At 64.3% G+C, this 14,713-nt stretch carries 16 protein-coding genes; 10 read left to right on the top strand and 6 right to left on the bottom strand.

Annotated features, from left to right (window positions below; translation table 11 throughout):
• The first annotated feature begins 97 nt into the window (after nucleotides 1–97).
• Nucleotides 98–361 (top strand): hypothetical protein, encoded by a 264-nt coding sequence (locus tag D3D02_RS08935; RefSeq protein ID WP_121569635.1) that lies wholly within the window; start codon nucleotides 98–100, stop codon nucleotides 359–361.
• Nucleotides 362–534: 173 nt separating this feature from the next.
• Here the strand turns inward: D3D02_RS08935 and D3D02_RS08940 are convergent, their stop codons facing one another.
• Nucleotides 535–2,130, bottom strand: coding sequence for an aldehyde dehydrogenase family protein (locus D3D02_RS08940; protein ID WP_121569636.1), 1,596 nt, complete (start codon nucleotides 2,128–2,130; stop codon nucleotides 535–537).
• Nucleotides 2,131–2,358: 228 nt separating this feature from the next.
• On the opposite strand from D3D02_RS08940, the gene D3D02_RS08945 reads away from it, so the two are divergent.
• Nucleotides 2,359–3,876 carry a phosphoenolpyruvate carboxykinase (ATP) gene (locus D3D02_RS08945; RefSeq protein ID WP_121569637.1) on the top strand — a complete coding sequence of 506 codons (1,518 nt, stop codon included), beginning with the start codon at nucleotides 2,359–2,361 and terminating at the stop codon, nucleotides 3,874–3,876.
• Nucleotides 3,877–3,993: 117 nt separating this feature from the next.
• Here the strand turns inward: D3D02_RS08945 and D3D02_RS08950 are convergent, their stop codons facing one another.
• The 3 genes from D3D02_RS08950 to D3D02_RS08960 all read right to left on the bottom strand — a co-directional run bounded on the left by D3D02_RS08950 (nucleotide 3,994) and on the right by D3D02_RS08960 (nucleotide 6,121).
• On the bottom strand, nucleotides 3,994–5,013 hold the full coding sequence (locus D3D02_RS08950) for a phosphotransferase family protein (protein WP_121569638.1): 1,020 nt from the start codon (nucleotides 5,011–5,013) through the stop codon (nucleotides 3,994–3,996).
• Nucleotides 5,010–5,684, bottom strand: a complete 675-nt coding sequence (locus tag D3D02_RS08955; protein WP_121569785.1) for an HAD family hydrolase — start codon at nucleotides 5,682–5,684, stop codon at nucleotides 5,010–5,012. Before D3D02_RS08955 ends, D3D02_RS08950 begins: the two co-directional genes overlap by 4 nt.
• A gap of 98 nt (nucleotides 5,685–5,782) precedes the next feature.
• The gene (locus tag D3D02_RS08960; protein ID WP_158599338.1) at nucleotides 5,783–6,121 is read right to left on the bottom strand and encodes a rhodanese-like domain-containing protein; all 339 of its coding nucleotides are present in this window, start codon (nucleotides 6,119–6,121) and stop codon (nucleotides 5,783–5,785) included.
• 199 nt (nucleotides 6,122–6,320) lie between these two features.
• On the opposite strand from D3D02_RS08960, the gene D3D02_RS08965 reads away from it, so the two are divergent.
• From D3D02_RS08965 to D3D02_RS08980, 4 genes are all read left to right on the top strand, one after another.
• Nucleotides 6,321–6,539, top strand: coding sequence for a DUF2892 domain-containing protein (locus D3D02_RS08965; protein ID WP_121569640.1), 219 nt, complete (start codon nucleotides 6,321–6,323; stop codon nucleotides 6,537–6,539).
• A gap of 512 nt (nucleotides 6,540–7,051) precedes the next feature.
• A complete protein-coding gene (proC, locus tag D3D02_RS08970; RefSeq protein ID WP_121569641.1) occupies nucleotides 7,052–7,837 on the top strand; it encodes a pyrroline-5-carboxylate reductase in 786 nt (261 codons plus the stop codon).
• Nucleotides 7,834–8,661, top strand: a complete 828-nt coding sequence (proB, locus tag D3D02_RS08975) for a glutamate 5-kinase (RefSeq protein ID WP_121569642.1) — start codon at nucleotides 7,834–7,836, stop codon at nucleotides 8,659–8,661. The genes proC and proB overlap by 4 nt, the downstream gene beginning before the upstream one ends.
• A complete protein-coding gene (locus tag D3D02_RS08980) occupies nucleotides 8,661–9,998 on the top strand; it encodes a glutamate-5-semialdehyde dehydrogenase (protein ID WP_121569643.1) in 1,338 nt (445 codons plus the stop codon). Before proB ends, D3D02_RS08980 begins: the two co-directional genes overlap by 1 nt.
• A gap of 119 nt (nucleotides 9,999–10,117) precedes the next feature.
• On the opposite strand, the gene msrA is transcribed toward D3D02_RS08980, so the two are convergent.
• On the bottom strand, nucleotides 10,118–10,645 hold the full coding sequence (gene msrA, locus D3D02_RS08985) for a peptide-methionine (S)-S-oxide reductase MsrA (RefSeq protein WP_121569644.1): 528 nt from the start codon (nucleotides 10,643–10,645) through the stop codon (nucleotides 10,118–10,120).
• A 146-nt stretch (nucleotides 10,646–10,791) separates the two neighbouring features.
• Nucleotides 10,792–11,280, bottom strand: coding sequence for a dihydrofolate reductase (locus D3D02_RS08990; protein WP_121569645.1), 489 nt, complete (start codon nucleotides 11,278–11,280; stop codon nucleotides 10,792–10,794).
• A 176-nt stretch (nucleotides 11,281–11,456) separates the two neighbouring features.
• Here D3D02_RS08990 and D3D02_RS08995 point away from each other — a divergent pair, with 176 nt between their 5' ends.
• The 4 genes from D3D02_RS08995 to D3D02_RS09010 all read left to right on the top strand — a co-directional run bounded on the left by D3D02_RS08995 (nucleotide 11,457) and on the right by D3D02_RS09010 (nucleotide 14,545).
• Nucleotides 11,457–11,795, top strand: a complete 339-nt coding sequence (locus D3D02_RS08995) for a rhodanese-like domain-containing protein (RefSeq protein ID WP_121569646.1) — start codon at nucleotides 11,457–11,459, stop codon at nucleotides 11,793–11,795.
• A gap of 42 nt (nucleotides 11,796–11,837) precedes the next feature.
• Nucleotides 11,838–12,251: a desampylase gene (locus D3D02_RS09000; RefSeq protein WP_121569647.1), complete on the top strand. Its 414-nt coding sequence runs from the start codon at nucleotides 11,838–11,840 to the stop codon at nucleotides 12,249–12,251.
• Between the two features lie 128 nt (nucleotides 12,252–12,379).
• Entirely contained in the window at nucleotides 12,380–13,618 is a 1,239-nt protein-coding gene (locus D3D02_RS09005) for an MFS transporter (protein WP_121569648.1), read from the top strand.
• A gap of 84 nt (nucleotides 13,619–13,702) precedes the next feature.
• The gene (locus D3D02_RS09010; RefSeq protein ID WP_121569649.1) at nucleotides 13,703–14,545 is read left to right on the top strand and encodes an SDR family oxidoreductase; all 843 of its coding nucleotides are present in this window, start codon (nucleotides 13,703–13,705) and stop codon (nucleotides 14,543–14,545) included.
• Nucleotides 14,546–14,713 lie beyond the last annotated feature (168 nt).

Consider the following 14,713-nt stretch of genomic DNA (forward strand, 5'->3'; position numbering starts at 1 on the left):
ACCTTCCAGCAGGACCGCTCAGTGGGACAACGGACGATCGCGGGCCGACCGAGAACACCCGCAATGCTATTTCCGGCCCGGACTGTACCTCAGTTCGATGACTGCCGATCCACGCGTCGAATTGTACGAGTCACTGGCGGCGACGGCCGAACTTCCGGTCGACCGGACGCCCAGTCGTGTGCTGGGTGAAGCTGAAGCTATCGCGTCGGACCTCCGTGACATAGACGATCCGACCGTCGCCGCCGACCGGGCACAGACGATCGTCGATCTCTTAGCTGAAATCGACGAAACGGGCAATTCAGAAGCGGACGCACACGTCGACCGGGCTCGTGAACTGGCCATCCAACTTTCCGACCAGTGACCTCGTCGGTTCGAGAAAACACGCCGGGGCAACCCACCAGCCCGTACGGGACGTTCAGATCCGGCGTCTGCGTCGAGTGAGAGGTTCGACCCGTCTATAGGGTGCGTCTCGACAGGGCCGGGAGTCGAGAGGCACCGCGAGCAGGTCGTCCAATTCGCTCTGTGCGGCGCCGATCACTCCCGAGCGTCCCTCACGTGCGTCCGACTCTGTTCGCGCATAAACTGCGGGAGGTACCAGTAGCCGCCGGCGAACTTCCCGGTCGTCCCCGAGAACTTCCAACCGCCGAAGGGCTGGGCCTGCACGAGCGCGCCGGTCGTCGCGCTCTGGGCGCGGTTGACGTAACACATCCCGGAGTCGATCCGATCGAACCACGTCTCGATCTCGCTCTCGTCCTCGGAGAAGAGGCCGGCACAGAGGCCGTAGTCGCTGTCGTTGGCCTTGTCGATTGCCTCCGCTAAGTCCGTGACCGGATGAACCGTCACGAACGGGAGGAAGTGTTCTTCACGCGCCAGCGCGTGGTCGTGCGGGACGTCGCTGACGACGGTCGGTTCGACGTATCGTCCGTCAGGGAGGTCGGAGGCGTCGACGACGTCGCCGCCCGTGTGGATCGTGCCCTCGGCGGCCGCCTGCTCGCAGATGTCAGCGTACCGTTCCAGTGCCCGGTCGTCGATGACCGGGGAGACGACTGTCTCCTCGGCCTCGGCGGGTCCGATCCCGAGCGACTCCGTTTTCTCGACTAGTCGGGAGAGGAACTGATCGAACACGTCTTCGTGGACGTAGACGCGGGAAGTCGCTGAACACTTCTGCCCGCTGAACGAGAACGCACCCATCGCCACGCCGGAGACGGCCTTCTGTATATCTGCCGCGGTGGTCACGATCACGGAGTTCTTCCCGCCGAGTTCGGCGATGACGGGGCCGCGCTTGCCGAGGTCTTGGAACGTCCGCTCGATCGAGAGCCCGACCTCTCGCGAGCCGGTGAAGACGATGCCTGCGACGTCCTCATGTTCGACGAGGGGTTGGCCGACGGTGCTGCCGCCCCCGGTGACGAGATTGATGACGCCGTCGGGCAGGCCGGCGTCGGTCAGGATCTCGACGAATTTGTGCGCGATCAACGGTGTCGCACTCGCGGGTTTGACCACGGCGGTGTTGCCGGTGATGACCGCCCCCGTCGTCATCCCGGCGAGGATCGCGATCGGGAAGTTGAACGGCGCGATGACGCCGAACACGCCGTACGGTCGCAAGAGGTTGCGACAGTGCTGTCCCGGCGTCGGTTCGCCGGTATCGAACTCGTAGCCGTCGTGTCGTTCGAGTTCGCGGCTGTAGAATCGGAGGAAGTCGATCGCCTCGTCGACGTCCGCGACGGCTTCGGTGCGGTTCTTGCCGTTTTCGAGCGAGACCGTCGCAGCGAGTTCGAACTTCCGTTCGCGGAACTCCTCGACGGCGTCGCGGAAGATCTCGACGCGCTCCTCGACAGCGGTCTGCCGCCACTCGTCGAACGCGGCGGCCGCCGCTCGGACCGCGCGATCGACGTCGTCGGGGGTCCCCACAGCGAACTCCCCGATCGTGACGTCGAAGTCGCCCGGACTCGTGACTGTGAACTGCTCGTCGGCGTCGACGGGACCGCCGTCGATCCACAGCGGATGTGATTTCCCGAGCGTGGCTCGGACGTCCGTGACTGCGTCCTCGTACGACTGGTGGAACTCCTCGACGGTGTCGTTCTGGCGGTGTGTCTCGAACGTGAGCTCGTTCTCGAAGGGGACGGGGTCCATACGTCACACTTCGGTCCCAGAGGTGATATTATTATCCAGTCATATCAGATATAGGAGCTTTTCCGAGGCCGAGGGTTCCGGTGCCGACTCGAAACGGTGGTTGCAGGCGTTCGAGAGCATCTATCTGGGGAGAGCGATTATATAGTACTAAAGAAATAAAACGAATTTTATTATTCGATACACGGCATTCAACAATCTTATGAGAGCAAATCGCGGATCGTACCCTATATGGCAAATTCGACCCGCTGGCCGACAGTCGCCGACTTTCCTGATCCGGTGGCGGCGGACCACGTCACATACAACCCCTCGTTTGCGGACCTTCGGGAGTTCTCCGCGCCCCTCGAAACGACGACCGAGTTCGGAGCACCCTCCTACGTGAGTGAGTACCGCTCCCGGAGCGCAGACCGGACGGTAAACAACGTCGACGGGTCGTTCGATGCCGAGGACCTCGACGTCTTCGAGCAGGGCATCGACTGGGTCAACGATGCCTCCAACGACGTCCTCTGTGTCGACCGGGTCGTCGGCCGACACGAGGAGGTCGCCGCCGTGTGTCGCCTCTTCGTCCCCAAGGAGTACGGTCGAATCGCGCTGGCGTGGGCGAAACTCCTCGAACCGGCCCCGGAGGGCGCGGCGCCGGACTTCGTCACTGTCCAACTACCTGACGCGGCCGACGAGCCACGCATCCGCGTACTTCCCGACGAGGGGTTGACGACGGTGCTCGGAAGCGACTACACGGGCGAGGCGAAGAAGTCGTTCCTGCGGCTCTTTATGCGCCGCGCGAAGCAGGCGGGCGGTCTCGGACTGCACGCCGGCAGCAAGCGCGTCAGCCTCGACGACGAGGACGGCGAGCGGGAGGTCGGGCAGTTGTTCCTCGGACTGTCCGGGACGGGCAAGTCCACGCTGACAAGTCACGGACTCTGGCTCGACGATCCCGAAGGTGCCGAGATGCTGCAGGACGACGTCTGTGCGCTGCTGCCCTCGGGCACCGTCGCGGGGAGTGAAGGAAGCGGGCTCTACATCAAGACCCTCGGCCTCGGCGCCGACGAACAGCCCGAACTCCACAGCGCGGCGACCGACGAGAGCGCCGTCCTCGAAAACGTCGCCGTCGACGACGACGGAACGGTCCACTTCGACGAACCGCGGCACGGCCGCAACGCCCGCGCGGTGATCCGTCGCGACTACCTCGAAAGCTCCGCGGACGACATCGATCTTCAGGAGGTCGATCAGGTGTTCTTCATCACCCGCAACCCGCTGATGCCGCCGATCGCGAAACTCTCGGACGCGCAGGCGGCTGTCGCATTTATGCTCGGCGAATCCGTCGAGACGAGCGCCGGCGACCCCTCGCGCATCGGCGAGTCGATCCGCGTCGTCGGAACGAACCCGTTCATCATCGGATCGGAGGGCGAAGAGGGCAACCGCTTCCGCGACCTGATCGCCGACCTCGATCTCGACTGTTTCGTCATCAACACCGGCGTCGTCGGGACCGACGACCCCGTCGACGTCGGCGTCGAAGAGACCGTCGCTATTCTCGAAGGCGTCGCCCGCGACACGATCGAGTGGGCAGCCGACGACTCTCTCGGGCTGACCGTCCCCACGGAGGTCCCCGGCATCGACATCGACCGGTACGTCGTGGCCGATCACGTCGAGGACTTCGCGGACGCACACAGCGCGCTGCGCACGGAACGGCAGGAGTACCTCGCGCAGTTCGAGGCCCTCGACGACGATATCGTCGACGCGACGTACTGAACGGCGCACGGTTTCCGCCCGCCGGAATCGAATCGTCGCGCTACGGTCAGATGGGCTGCCGGTCCGATGTGCACTCTCAGCGTTTCTATCTACCTGCGCTCGCAGTCGCTAATCGCGTCACAGCACTCGTTCGAGCGCCCGTCGATGAAATTCGACGGCGGCCGCCCGCCCGACCGGCGGATACTGCGGGTTCGTGACGACGCCGCGTGAGTCCACGGCAGCGCTCGCGATCGCACAGACGCGGTGTGCCGGTCTGATCTCCGGGCTGTCGCGGACGGACGTATACCCTTCACGGAACGCCGCGCGGAGCCGATCGGCCCGCGCTTCGGACACGTACCAGTCAGCGACGAGGTACTCCGCCTTCGCCACCGACAGCGCAGGGTCGGCGGCGAGGGGAGACTCCCAGTCGAGTACGGCCGTGACAGTGCCGTCGGCGACCAGTGCGTTCCCGGGTCGAAAGTCCCACGGGAACAACCGCGGTGTCGGTCCCGTCGTCGCCGGGAGGCTCGCGACCACATCGAGGAGCCCCGATCGGAGGTCGTCGAACTCAGAGGGCAGGCGAGCGACGTTCGCCCGTCCGTATGTGACCAGCCACTCGCGCCACTCCGCCGGCGTGGCGGCGACACAGCCAGAAATCCCATCCTCCAGATCGAACTCGTCGTCAATCGGCGCGGACCGCGGGGGTCGGGGTTCGGTAACGAGATCGCCATCGTCGACCGTGAGCGGCCCGTAGCGATCGAACCGAAAGGCCTCGTGGAGCTCCGCGAGGAATCGACCGAACGCGCCGGCGATAGCCTGCTGCGTGGCCGCGTCGAGATCGACGAACGCCTCGTGGAGGTCGTCGCCGGCGAGGAGTGGCGTGACGAGCCACCCGTCGTCGCCGGTGTCGCCGCTGTCGATGGGGCGGGCGACCGGGACCGACGTCCGCTCGTCGATCGCCGAGAGCAGACGCGCCTCGACCCGAGCGCTGCTCGGATCCGGCGTCTGCTGGACGACGATCGGGTCGGCGTCCGCGAACCGGACGACTGCGGTCTGTTTGCGGTTTCCTCGCTCGATCGGGTTCACGGAAGCGACGCTCTGACCGGGGGCGACTGCGGAGATGACACTTCGGAGTGAGGCGTCGGGCCGCTCCGTCATTCTGCTGTGAGCACGTCGTGTAGCTCGGTCAGCGAATCGAGTTCGTACTCCGGGCGGTAGCGTCCGGCGTCCTCGCCGTCGGGACGGAGCCAGGCGGCTTGGAGACCGGCGTTGTGGGCACCGGCGACGTCGTACTCCAGCGAGTCGCCGACGTAAACCGATCGTCCGGCACGGACGCCGAGTTCCTCGAGGACGATCTCGAATGGATCGACGTGCGGCTTTCGCCGCGGAAGGTCCCCAGCATAGACGATCGTGTCGACGGCGTCTTCGAGGTCGAGCGCCCGGATCTTCGCTCGCTGCCGACGTCGTGGACCGTTCGTGAGGATCGCGACCGGACCGTGGGATCGGGCGGTCTCGAGCACTCGCTCGGCACCCGGGAGGAAGGCTACTGCCGACGTGTCGATACCGTCGAGGAGCGCGCTCGCCAGGGCGATCGGATCGACGTCTCTCCGGTCGTACTGTGCGGCGACGCGGGCGAAGCCGGCACCCAGGTAGCCGATGCGGTCGTTCGGATCCGGGGAGCCATCGAGTGCACTCCACAGGTCTGCGGGCTCGCCAAACGGCTCGGTCCCGACCTGTTCGAACGCCTGCCGGTAGGCCGCCCCCACGTCACCGTCCTGCCGACAGAGCGTGTTGTCGAGGTCGAAGACGACTGCGTCGAACGCCATCAGAGACGTGACTACGGGACGAGAACACAAAACCTCACGCCTCGGTCAGGAATTCGGACCGCGAGTCTCAGACGCCCCCCGGTGATAACGGAGCGTGAAACTTACGACGGAACGCTCGCGACCTGCTTCCAGCTCCGCATACCACCCTGTAGGTTCTCGACGTCGAGCCCGGCCTGATCTAGGATTCGCGTCGCGAAACTGCTCCGGTTGCCCGAGCGGCAGACGGCGACGATCCGGTCGTCGGAGACGCTGTCGGGGAGTTGGTCCGGTCCCAGCGTCTGGAGTTCGTTCAGCGGGACGTTGATCGTCTCGACGTTCTCGGCTTCGATGTGGTCGTTTTCGAACTCGTGGGGTTGGCGCACGTCGAGAATCGTCAGTTCCGCGCCGTCCGCGATGGCTTCCTTCAGTTCTTGGGGTGTCGTGGCCGGGATCTGTGACATCGTGTAGGACAGGATACGGGATCCAGAGTACATTAGAATTCGATTACGATACAATATCGCGAGGATTTTCGAGTGTCCCAGTGGATTAGAACCAATTTTGCTGCATCAGCGCCGTAGCGTGTTCAGCCACACTCGAAGAGACCAGTCGGGCGGTCGCAGCGGCAAGAACAACTATGTATGAACGGGCCAATATCCAGGTATGGAGACGAACGTCGGTCAGACAGACAGTCTCGTTCGAATCGTCCTCGGCGCATTTGCGGGAGTCATCTCGCTCGGCCTCCTTGGAAACCTCGTTCCGGGGCCGATGATTCTCTCGCCCGTCCTCGGCGTGGTCGCGCTGGTTCTCATCGGGACCGCCGTGACCGGGTTCTGTGGGCTCTACTCGCTCATCGGCGTCGACACCTGTAGCGCGCGCTGAGTCGCGCTCCTGCTGTATCGTCGGTGACACCGCGACTGATAGGGACTATGGTACGTCCGCATAGATTTCTCGCCGGACGGTACAGCGAGAATCTCTGAACAGTTACGAAACTCCCTATGACGTCCTCTCGCTCCCGTTTTCGTTTATCATTCCACATTACTGTTCCAAAATCTGCTGCCACGCGACGACCGCGTGGGGGGCACAGATTCACTCGCAATCTACCATAATCAGTGAACACAATCGAAGAACACAGTTAATGAACACAACTAATGAATAAATATATTGAGTCATAGTTTTGAATACCGGGACGGAGGGCTTACCTAGGTCTTGAGAGAGGAATCGTCGTGGGTAGATCGAATTCACTAGCAAACCGTGGTCAGTATACGGCAGACCGAGCAGTTCGCGCCCTTTTGGGCGGATGATCGCCCGCGTGTGCACAAAAGACAACATCGCTAGGAACCGATCGGAAACCAAAGTTCGTATATCGGCGGCCCCGTCTATAGAGTCACAAGATGATCGACGTCAGCGTAATCGGCTGCGGCAATATGGGGAGCGCCCTGATCACGGGGCTCTCTCAGGCCGACGGCTACACCATCACGGCCTACGACGTAGCGCCCGAGGCTCTCGAAGCGATCGAACAGTACGCCGACCGAACGACGACCGACATCGCAGACGTTCACGACTCCGAAGTCGTCGTCCTCGCGGTGAAGCCCGACATCGTCCCGCTCGTGCTCGACGACCTGGAACTCGACGCCGACACGACACTCGTGACGATCGCCGCCGGCGTCTCGACGGACGTCGTCCAGCCGCAGACCGACGCCACCGTCGTGCGTGTGATGCCGAATCTGGCCGCGGAGACGCGCGACATGGCGGCCGCCGTCTCTTGGAACGAGCGCGACGAGAACGTCGCACAGATGCTCTCGGACCTCGGCGAGTACGTCGAGATCGACGAGGACCTGATGGACGTCGCGACGGCGCTGAACGGCAGCGGTCCCGCCTTCGTGTTCTATCTCCTCGGGGCGATGCAAAAGCGGGCCGTCGAGGAGGGACTCGACGAGGAGGATGCGGAAGTCCTCGCCGCACAGACGTTCAAGGGCGCCGCCGAGACAGTGCTCCGCTCCGACAAAGAGGTCGACGAACTGATCGACGCCGTCTGCTCGCCGAACGGGACGACGATCGAGGGGATGGAAGTCCTCTGGGACAGCGACGTCGAAGAGGTCGTCGGCGACGCGCTGAGCGCCGCGAGCCGGCGCTCCGCCGAGTTGGCCGAGGAGGCCGCGAAGGACGCCGAACAATGAGCGGCGCCGTCGAAGCGGCGGAAGTGGCTAAAGCACGCTCGCTCGCCGCGAACGCCGGACGCGTGGTCGTCAAGGCCGGCACCAACTCGCTCACCGACGACGAGTCGAACCTCGACGATGGGAAACTCGACAAACTCGTCGACGACGTCGCCGGACTCGTCGAGCGCGACAAAGAGGTCATTCTCGTCTCCTCGGGGGCGATCGGGGCCGGGAAAGGCCGCATCGGCTTCGCGAGCGACGACACCGTCGAGGAGTCCCAGGCGCTCTCGACTATCGGGCAGAGTCACCTGATGCGGCGCTACACCGAGAGCTTCGAGCGCTACGGGCTGACTGTCGCGCAGATTCTCGTGACCGAGCACGACCTCGAGAACCCAGAGCGGTTCACCAACTTCAAGAACACGATCGAGACGCTCTTAGAGTGGGGCGTCGTCCCGATCGTCAACGAGAACGACGCGGTCGCGACCGAGGAGATCCGGATCGGCGACAACGACATGATCTCCGCGTCGATCGCGATCGGCGTCGACGCCGACCTGCTCGTCACGCTCACCGACGTCGGCGGCGTCTACACCGGCAACCCCAAGGAGGACGCGGGCGCCGAACTGATCGAAGCAGTCGGTCGCAACTACGACGAAGTCGAGCAGATCGTCGATTCGAGTGCGAGCGGCTCCTTCGGCGGCATCCGCACGAAGGTTCAGGGCGCGCGGTCCGTGAGCGAACACGGCATTCCCGCGGTCATCGCCCGCTCGACGGAGGAAGACGTCCTCGAAAAGGTCGCCACCGAACAGCCCGTCGGAACCATCTTCACCCCTATCAACGATCACTGATGAGCCAGAAAGAAACTGAGGCGAAAGTCACCGAAGCACAGTCCGCAGCGTTAGAGCTGGCGAACCTCTCGGAATCGGCCCGCGACGACGCTCTGCACGCGATCGCAGACGCCATCGAGGCAAACAGCGAGGCAATTCTCGAAGCCAACGCGATCGACGTCGAAGAGGGCAAAGAGATGCTCGAAGCCGGGGAGTACACCCAGGCGTTCGTCGACCGCCTGAAACTCTCGGAGTCGAAGCTCGAAAGCATCGCCGAGATGGTCCGCAGCGTCGCCGGACAGGAAGATCCCCTCGGAAAGACGCTTGCGGCCCGACGGCTCGACGAAGACCTGGAACTCTACAAACTGTCGGTCCCGATCGGCGTCATCGGCACGGTCTTCGAGTCCCGTCCCGACGCGCTGGTGCAGATCGCGGCGCTGAGCCTCAAATCGGGCAACGCCGTCATCCTCAAAGGCGGCAGCGAAGCGGCACACTCGAACCGCATTCTCTACGAAACGATCGTCGAGGCCGCCGCCGAAGTCCCCGACGGCTGGGCGCAGCACATCGAAGCCCGCGAAGACGTCGACACGATGCTCGGGATGGACGACGCCATCGACCTCCTGATGCCCCGCGGGAGTTCCGCCTTCGTGAGCTACGTCCAGGACAACACGAGCATCCCCGTTCTGGGTCACACGGAAGGCGTCTGCCACGTGTACGCCGACTCCGAAGCGGACCTCTCGATGGCGGCCGACATCGCCTTCGACGCGAAAGTCCAGTACCCAGCGGTCTGCAACGCCGTCGAGACACTGTTAGTCGACGAGTCCGTCGCCGGGGACCTGCTGCCCGACCTCGTCGAGCGCTACCGTGAGGCGGGCGTCGAACTCCGCGGTGACGAACGCACGCGCGACATCGTCGAGATGGACGCTGCCAGTGAGGAAGACTGGTCGACAGAGTACGGCGATCTGATCCTGTCGGTGAAGGTCGTCGACTCACTGGAGCACGCCATCGACCACATCAACACCTACGGCTCGAAGCACACCGAGTCGATCGTGACCGAAGAGTCCGACCGCGCCGCCGAATTTATGCAGCGCATCGACGCAGCGAGCGTCTTCCACAACGCGTCGACGCGCTTCAGCGACGGCTACCGATTCGGGCTCGGGGCTGAGGTCGGAATCAGTACCGGCAAGATCCACGCCCGCGGCCCCGTCGGTCTGGAGGGGCTGACGACTTACAAGTACCATCTTGAAGGCGACGGCCAGCTCGTGGCGACGTACGCCGGCGAGAATGCGACGCCCTTCCTCCACGAGGACTTCGATGGCGAGTGGATCCCCGGCCACCTGAGTAGCCGCGAGGAGTAACGGCACTCGCACCGCCGCCAGAACGGCCGGCGTCTGCCCGCTGTGACCTTTCCCCGCCGGAGCATCTCAGAATCCGTCGCTGCGGCGAGTTCGACCGGAGTACAGACGACGCGAAGCCGTTATTGCGTTACCTTCGACGCGAAGCGTTCGCGTACCTTCTCGACCTTCGGTTGCGCGTGCATCCGACAGTACGCGTCGTTGGGATTCTTCTCGAAGTAGTCCTGGTGGTACTCCTCTGCGGGCCAGAAGCGTTCGAGCGACTCGATCTCCGTCACGACGTCGTCGTCGTACTCCTCGTCGAGGGCCTCGACGTAGGCCTCGGCCTGCCGACGCTGTTCGTCGTCGTGATAGAGGACGATCGAGCGGTACTGCGATCCGACGTCGGGGCCCTGACGGTTCAGTTGCGTCGGGTCGTGCGTCGCGAAGAACACCTCCAGGAGGTCGTCGTAGCCGATGACGTCGGGATCGTACTCGATTTGGACGACCTCCGCGTGGCCGGTGCTCCCCGAGCAGACTTCCCGGTACGTCGGATTCTCGGTGTTGCCGCCGGCGTACCCGGACGTGACCGACTCGACGCCGTCGAGTTCCTGCATCGCCGCCTCGGTACACCAGAAGCAGCCGCCACCGAACGTCGCTGTCGCGGACATTGGCTATCGATTAGGTCCCCGGCAGTATGTAATTGACGCGGGGAGCCGTGTGGAGAACGACGGGGATGCGGTGGGCGGCGGGGCGATCCGGTGGACGACGGGGCGATGCAGAGAGCGACGGGCACCGCTCGGATGGCCGGACGCGTTCAGTCCACGCGTTTCCGCCTGACCCACTCTTCGAGCGTGAAACCGTCCTCGTCCGACGTCGACGCGAGTTCCCACTCCTCCTCGTCCCACACCGGGTAGTGGACGTCGCCCTCGTACTCGCCGGGCACGCGGCTCAGGAACATCCGGGAGACGTGCGGCTGGAAGAGGGCGTAGATCTCGGCCCCGCCGAGCACGTAGACGGTCTCCAGACCCAGCGACCCGGCGATTTCGACCGCCTCGTCGACGTCGCTGGCGTGCGTCGCCGTTGCGACGTCGTACTCGCGTTCCGTTCGACTCAGCACGATCTGGTGGGTCCCGGGGAGGTGATCGCGCATCGACTCGAACGTCTCGCGGCCGAGAACGACCGCGGAATCGGCGACGCGAGCGCGATACTGCCGTTTGTCCGCGGGAATGCTTTCCCACGGGAGTTCGCCGTCGAGGCCGATGACGTTGTTCTCGGCGACGGCGGCGACTGCGACGAGTTCCATCACCGGAGTGTACGAACGGCGGCTACAAAAAGAGGCGAGGGAGCCGCCGCTCCGAAATGAGTTTGTTCCGGGAGGCAGTATATCACGAGGACGATGACACTTCAGCGACCGGGCAAACGCCCCGGAACGGACGCATTACCGGCGTCCGACGCCGACTCTCGACGGGTGATCACCCGATGACAGTCGAGGAGATCAGCACCGACGAACTCAAGCGGAAACTCGATGCGGGCGAGAACGTACAGATCATCGACATCCGCTCGCCGTCGTCGTTCGATCAGGGTCACATCCCGGGCGCGGAGAACGTCCCGATGGCCGAACTCCACACCCGGATCGACGAGATCGAGTGGGGCGAGGACGTCGTCGTCGCGTGCCCGATCGGGCAGTCGTCGGTTCAGGCGGCCCGCCTCATCAGCAGCTACGAGGGCGTCGGCGCGGAGACGTCCGTCAGAAGTATGGCAGGCGGTTACAACGCCTGGGAGTACGAACTCGAAACGGACGCCGACAGCGACGCGTAAGCCGGGGCGAGAGTTTTTGCGGCGAGCGCCCCTAGAACGCACGTGCTCACGATTCGCCGCGACGCCTACGACGAGATCGTCCACCACGGGTACGCCGGCGGCGACGAGGAGGTCTGTGGCGTCCTCGCCGGAGAACACGGAGCCGACGCGAGCCGCGTCACAGACGTTTCCCGCGTCGAGAACGTCGCGGACGCGCCACAGATTCGCTACGCGATGGACCCCGAAGCGCAACTACAACGGATCGACGAGATCGAATCCCGAGGACTCGACGTGGTCGGGTTCTATCACACGCACCCGACCGGGCCGGCGCGTCCGAGCGCCGTCGATGCCGACCGTGCAACGTGGCCGGGGTACTCCTACGTGATCTGTGCGTTCGACGGCCACCCGTATCTCGGCTCGTGGCGGTGGAACGGTGAGGAATTCGAACAGGAGACCGTCGCGATCGCCGAGGAGTAACGACGGCGTCGTGATATAGTCGGAAAACTGATTGTTTGTGGATGCTACGGTCGTGTGGTAACAATGTCCCGGCAGACGGAGCCGACACCACTGCTTTCTATACAACTGGCGAACACGTCCGAGCACTGATGGCTACCGAACGGAGTGACGGCCGATCAGACCGAGATCGGTCGGGGCAAGCGTCGGGACGGGACTGGACGACGTATGGTCTCGTCGCGGGCGCGAGTCTGACTTCGGTGGGACTGGCGGCCTACGAGATCGTCCCAGCGAGCGTCACTCCGCTGATCCGTGAGTCCCTAAACATCGGGCCGGCGATCGCCGGACTCCTGGTGAGCGTAATGTTCGGGACCGCCGTGGTTGCGAGTCTGCCGGCCGGCGCCCTCTTGGATCGAACGGACTCTCGACGTGTGATGGTGGTCGCCGTGTTCGTGTTGTTCGCGGCCGGCATCTGGGGATGGATCGGCGGGCGAGAAGGGAGCTACCGGTCGGTGATCGCCTCGCGCGCAGTCGGTGGCATCGCGTACGTGGTCGTCTGGAACGCGGGCATCGACATCGTGAGCCGCGCAGTGACCGGCGACCATCGCGCGACGGCGGTCGGTATCTTCACCGCGAGCGGTCCGGTCGGCTTCGCGATCGGGCAGGGGACGGGGCCGATCATCGCCGCGCGGTTCGGCTGGCCCGCGATCTTCATCGCGTTCACGGGCGTCGCGCTCGTCGGCTTGCTCATATTTTGGCCGACGAGTCGCGGACTCGGCGGTCGCGACGGTGAGGCCCCCACGCTTGGGGAGTTCGGGACCGTTCTCCGCGACGAGACCGTCTGGCTCGTCGCGACGCTCGGCTTTCTCAGCTACGCGCTGTATCTCTTCATCAACAGTTGGGGGTCGTCGTATCTCACCCAGGAGATCGGGCTCTCACTGGCGGTGAGTGGCGTCCTCCTGGCCGTGTTCCCCGGCATCGGTGTCGTCTCGCGAATCAGCAGCGGTCTCCTCTCGGACCGCGTCTTCGACGGGCGGCGACAGCCGGTCCTGCTGGGTTCGTTCGGCCTCGCGGCGCCGCTCGTGTTGCTTTTCGCGTACCTGGGCTCGGTCCCACTGCTCGTCGGCGTCCTGCTGCTTTCGGGCTTTGCGATCCAGCTCACGCTCGGGCTCTCGTTTACCTACGTGCGCGAGGCGGTCGATCCGCGCGTTGCCGCGACGGCCGTCGCATTTCAGACGACCGTCGGTCTCGCTGGGGCGTTTCTGGCTCCGATCGTCGGTGGCGCCGTCGTCGACGCCGCGGGCTTCGACGCGGCGTTCCTTCTCGCGGGCGCACTCGCTGGGGTCGGGACCGTGCTCGCGTGGCGCGCACCCGAGCCGCAGGCGACGTGATTCGCTGGCGACGAACTCACTGCGCCGCCTGAGCTGGATCCCGTCGATAGAATATTGTGGCCTCGTATCTCACATCGAAAATATATGCTTAAAAATGAAGTTTACATCGTAACGGGGAGCACGGGCGGGCTCGGGCGGGCGACCGCACGAGAGTTAGCCTCTCACGGTGCGACCGTCGTCCTCAACGACCTAGGGGGAGAGGACGAGTCCGATGCCGTCACGCTGCGGGAGGAACTGGACGACGGAGCGGGATCTGCGACGGTCCACCTCGGGGACGTCACTGAGATGGAGTACGCCGAGGAGTTGATCGACGACACCGTCACCGAGCACGGTCGGCTCGACGGCCTCGTCAACTTCGCCGGCGTCCTCCGTGATTCGTATCTCACCGAGATGACCGAATCCGAGTGGGACCGAGTGATCGACGTCCACCTCCGCGGTCACTTCAATCTCCTCCGAAGTGCCGCGCGCCGGTGGAAAGAGACGGCCGAGACCCGATCAGCGGGTCGCTCGTTTCTGACAGTGGCGAGCCCGTCAGCGTTCGGCAACAGCGGACAGGCGAACTACTCGGCGGCGAAAGCAGGGGTGCTCGGGCTGACCCGCACGGGTGCGATCGAACTACAGCGGTACGACGTTCGCGTGAACGCGTTGGTTCCGATCGCGCATACGCAGATGACCGAAGCGTTTCTCGACGCGCAGGAGTACCCCCCGGAGAGCGTCGCGCCGGTCGCGGCGTTTCTACTGAGTGAGGCGGCCGCGGGCGTCACCGGCTGTACCGTCGAAGCGGCGGGCGATGGCGTCGCATTGCGCTCGAACCCGGAGATCGAGCGGATCGCGTTCGAGGACGGCGGCTGGTCCCTCGAAGGCCTCGCAGACAGATTCGAGGCGACGTTGGGGAGACAGACCAGCCTCGACCGGACCGAGACCTGACGCGGGTAAGTCGAGTCAGCGTCAGGAACCGGCGTACGGGAGCGGTGGACAGCCATCAGCGGGAGACGTGGAGCCGCCATCGAGCCACCCGGATTCGATAACCAAGTTGTCTCCATTCATCGATTTCGTATATTATGGTAATTTTTGGGGAACAATTATATACTAATG

Source organism: Halobellus sp. Atlit-38R (assembly GCF_003665925.1).
GTDB lineage: Archaea > Halobacteriota > Halobacteria > Halobacteriales > Haloferacaceae > Haloquadratum > Haloquadratum inordinatus.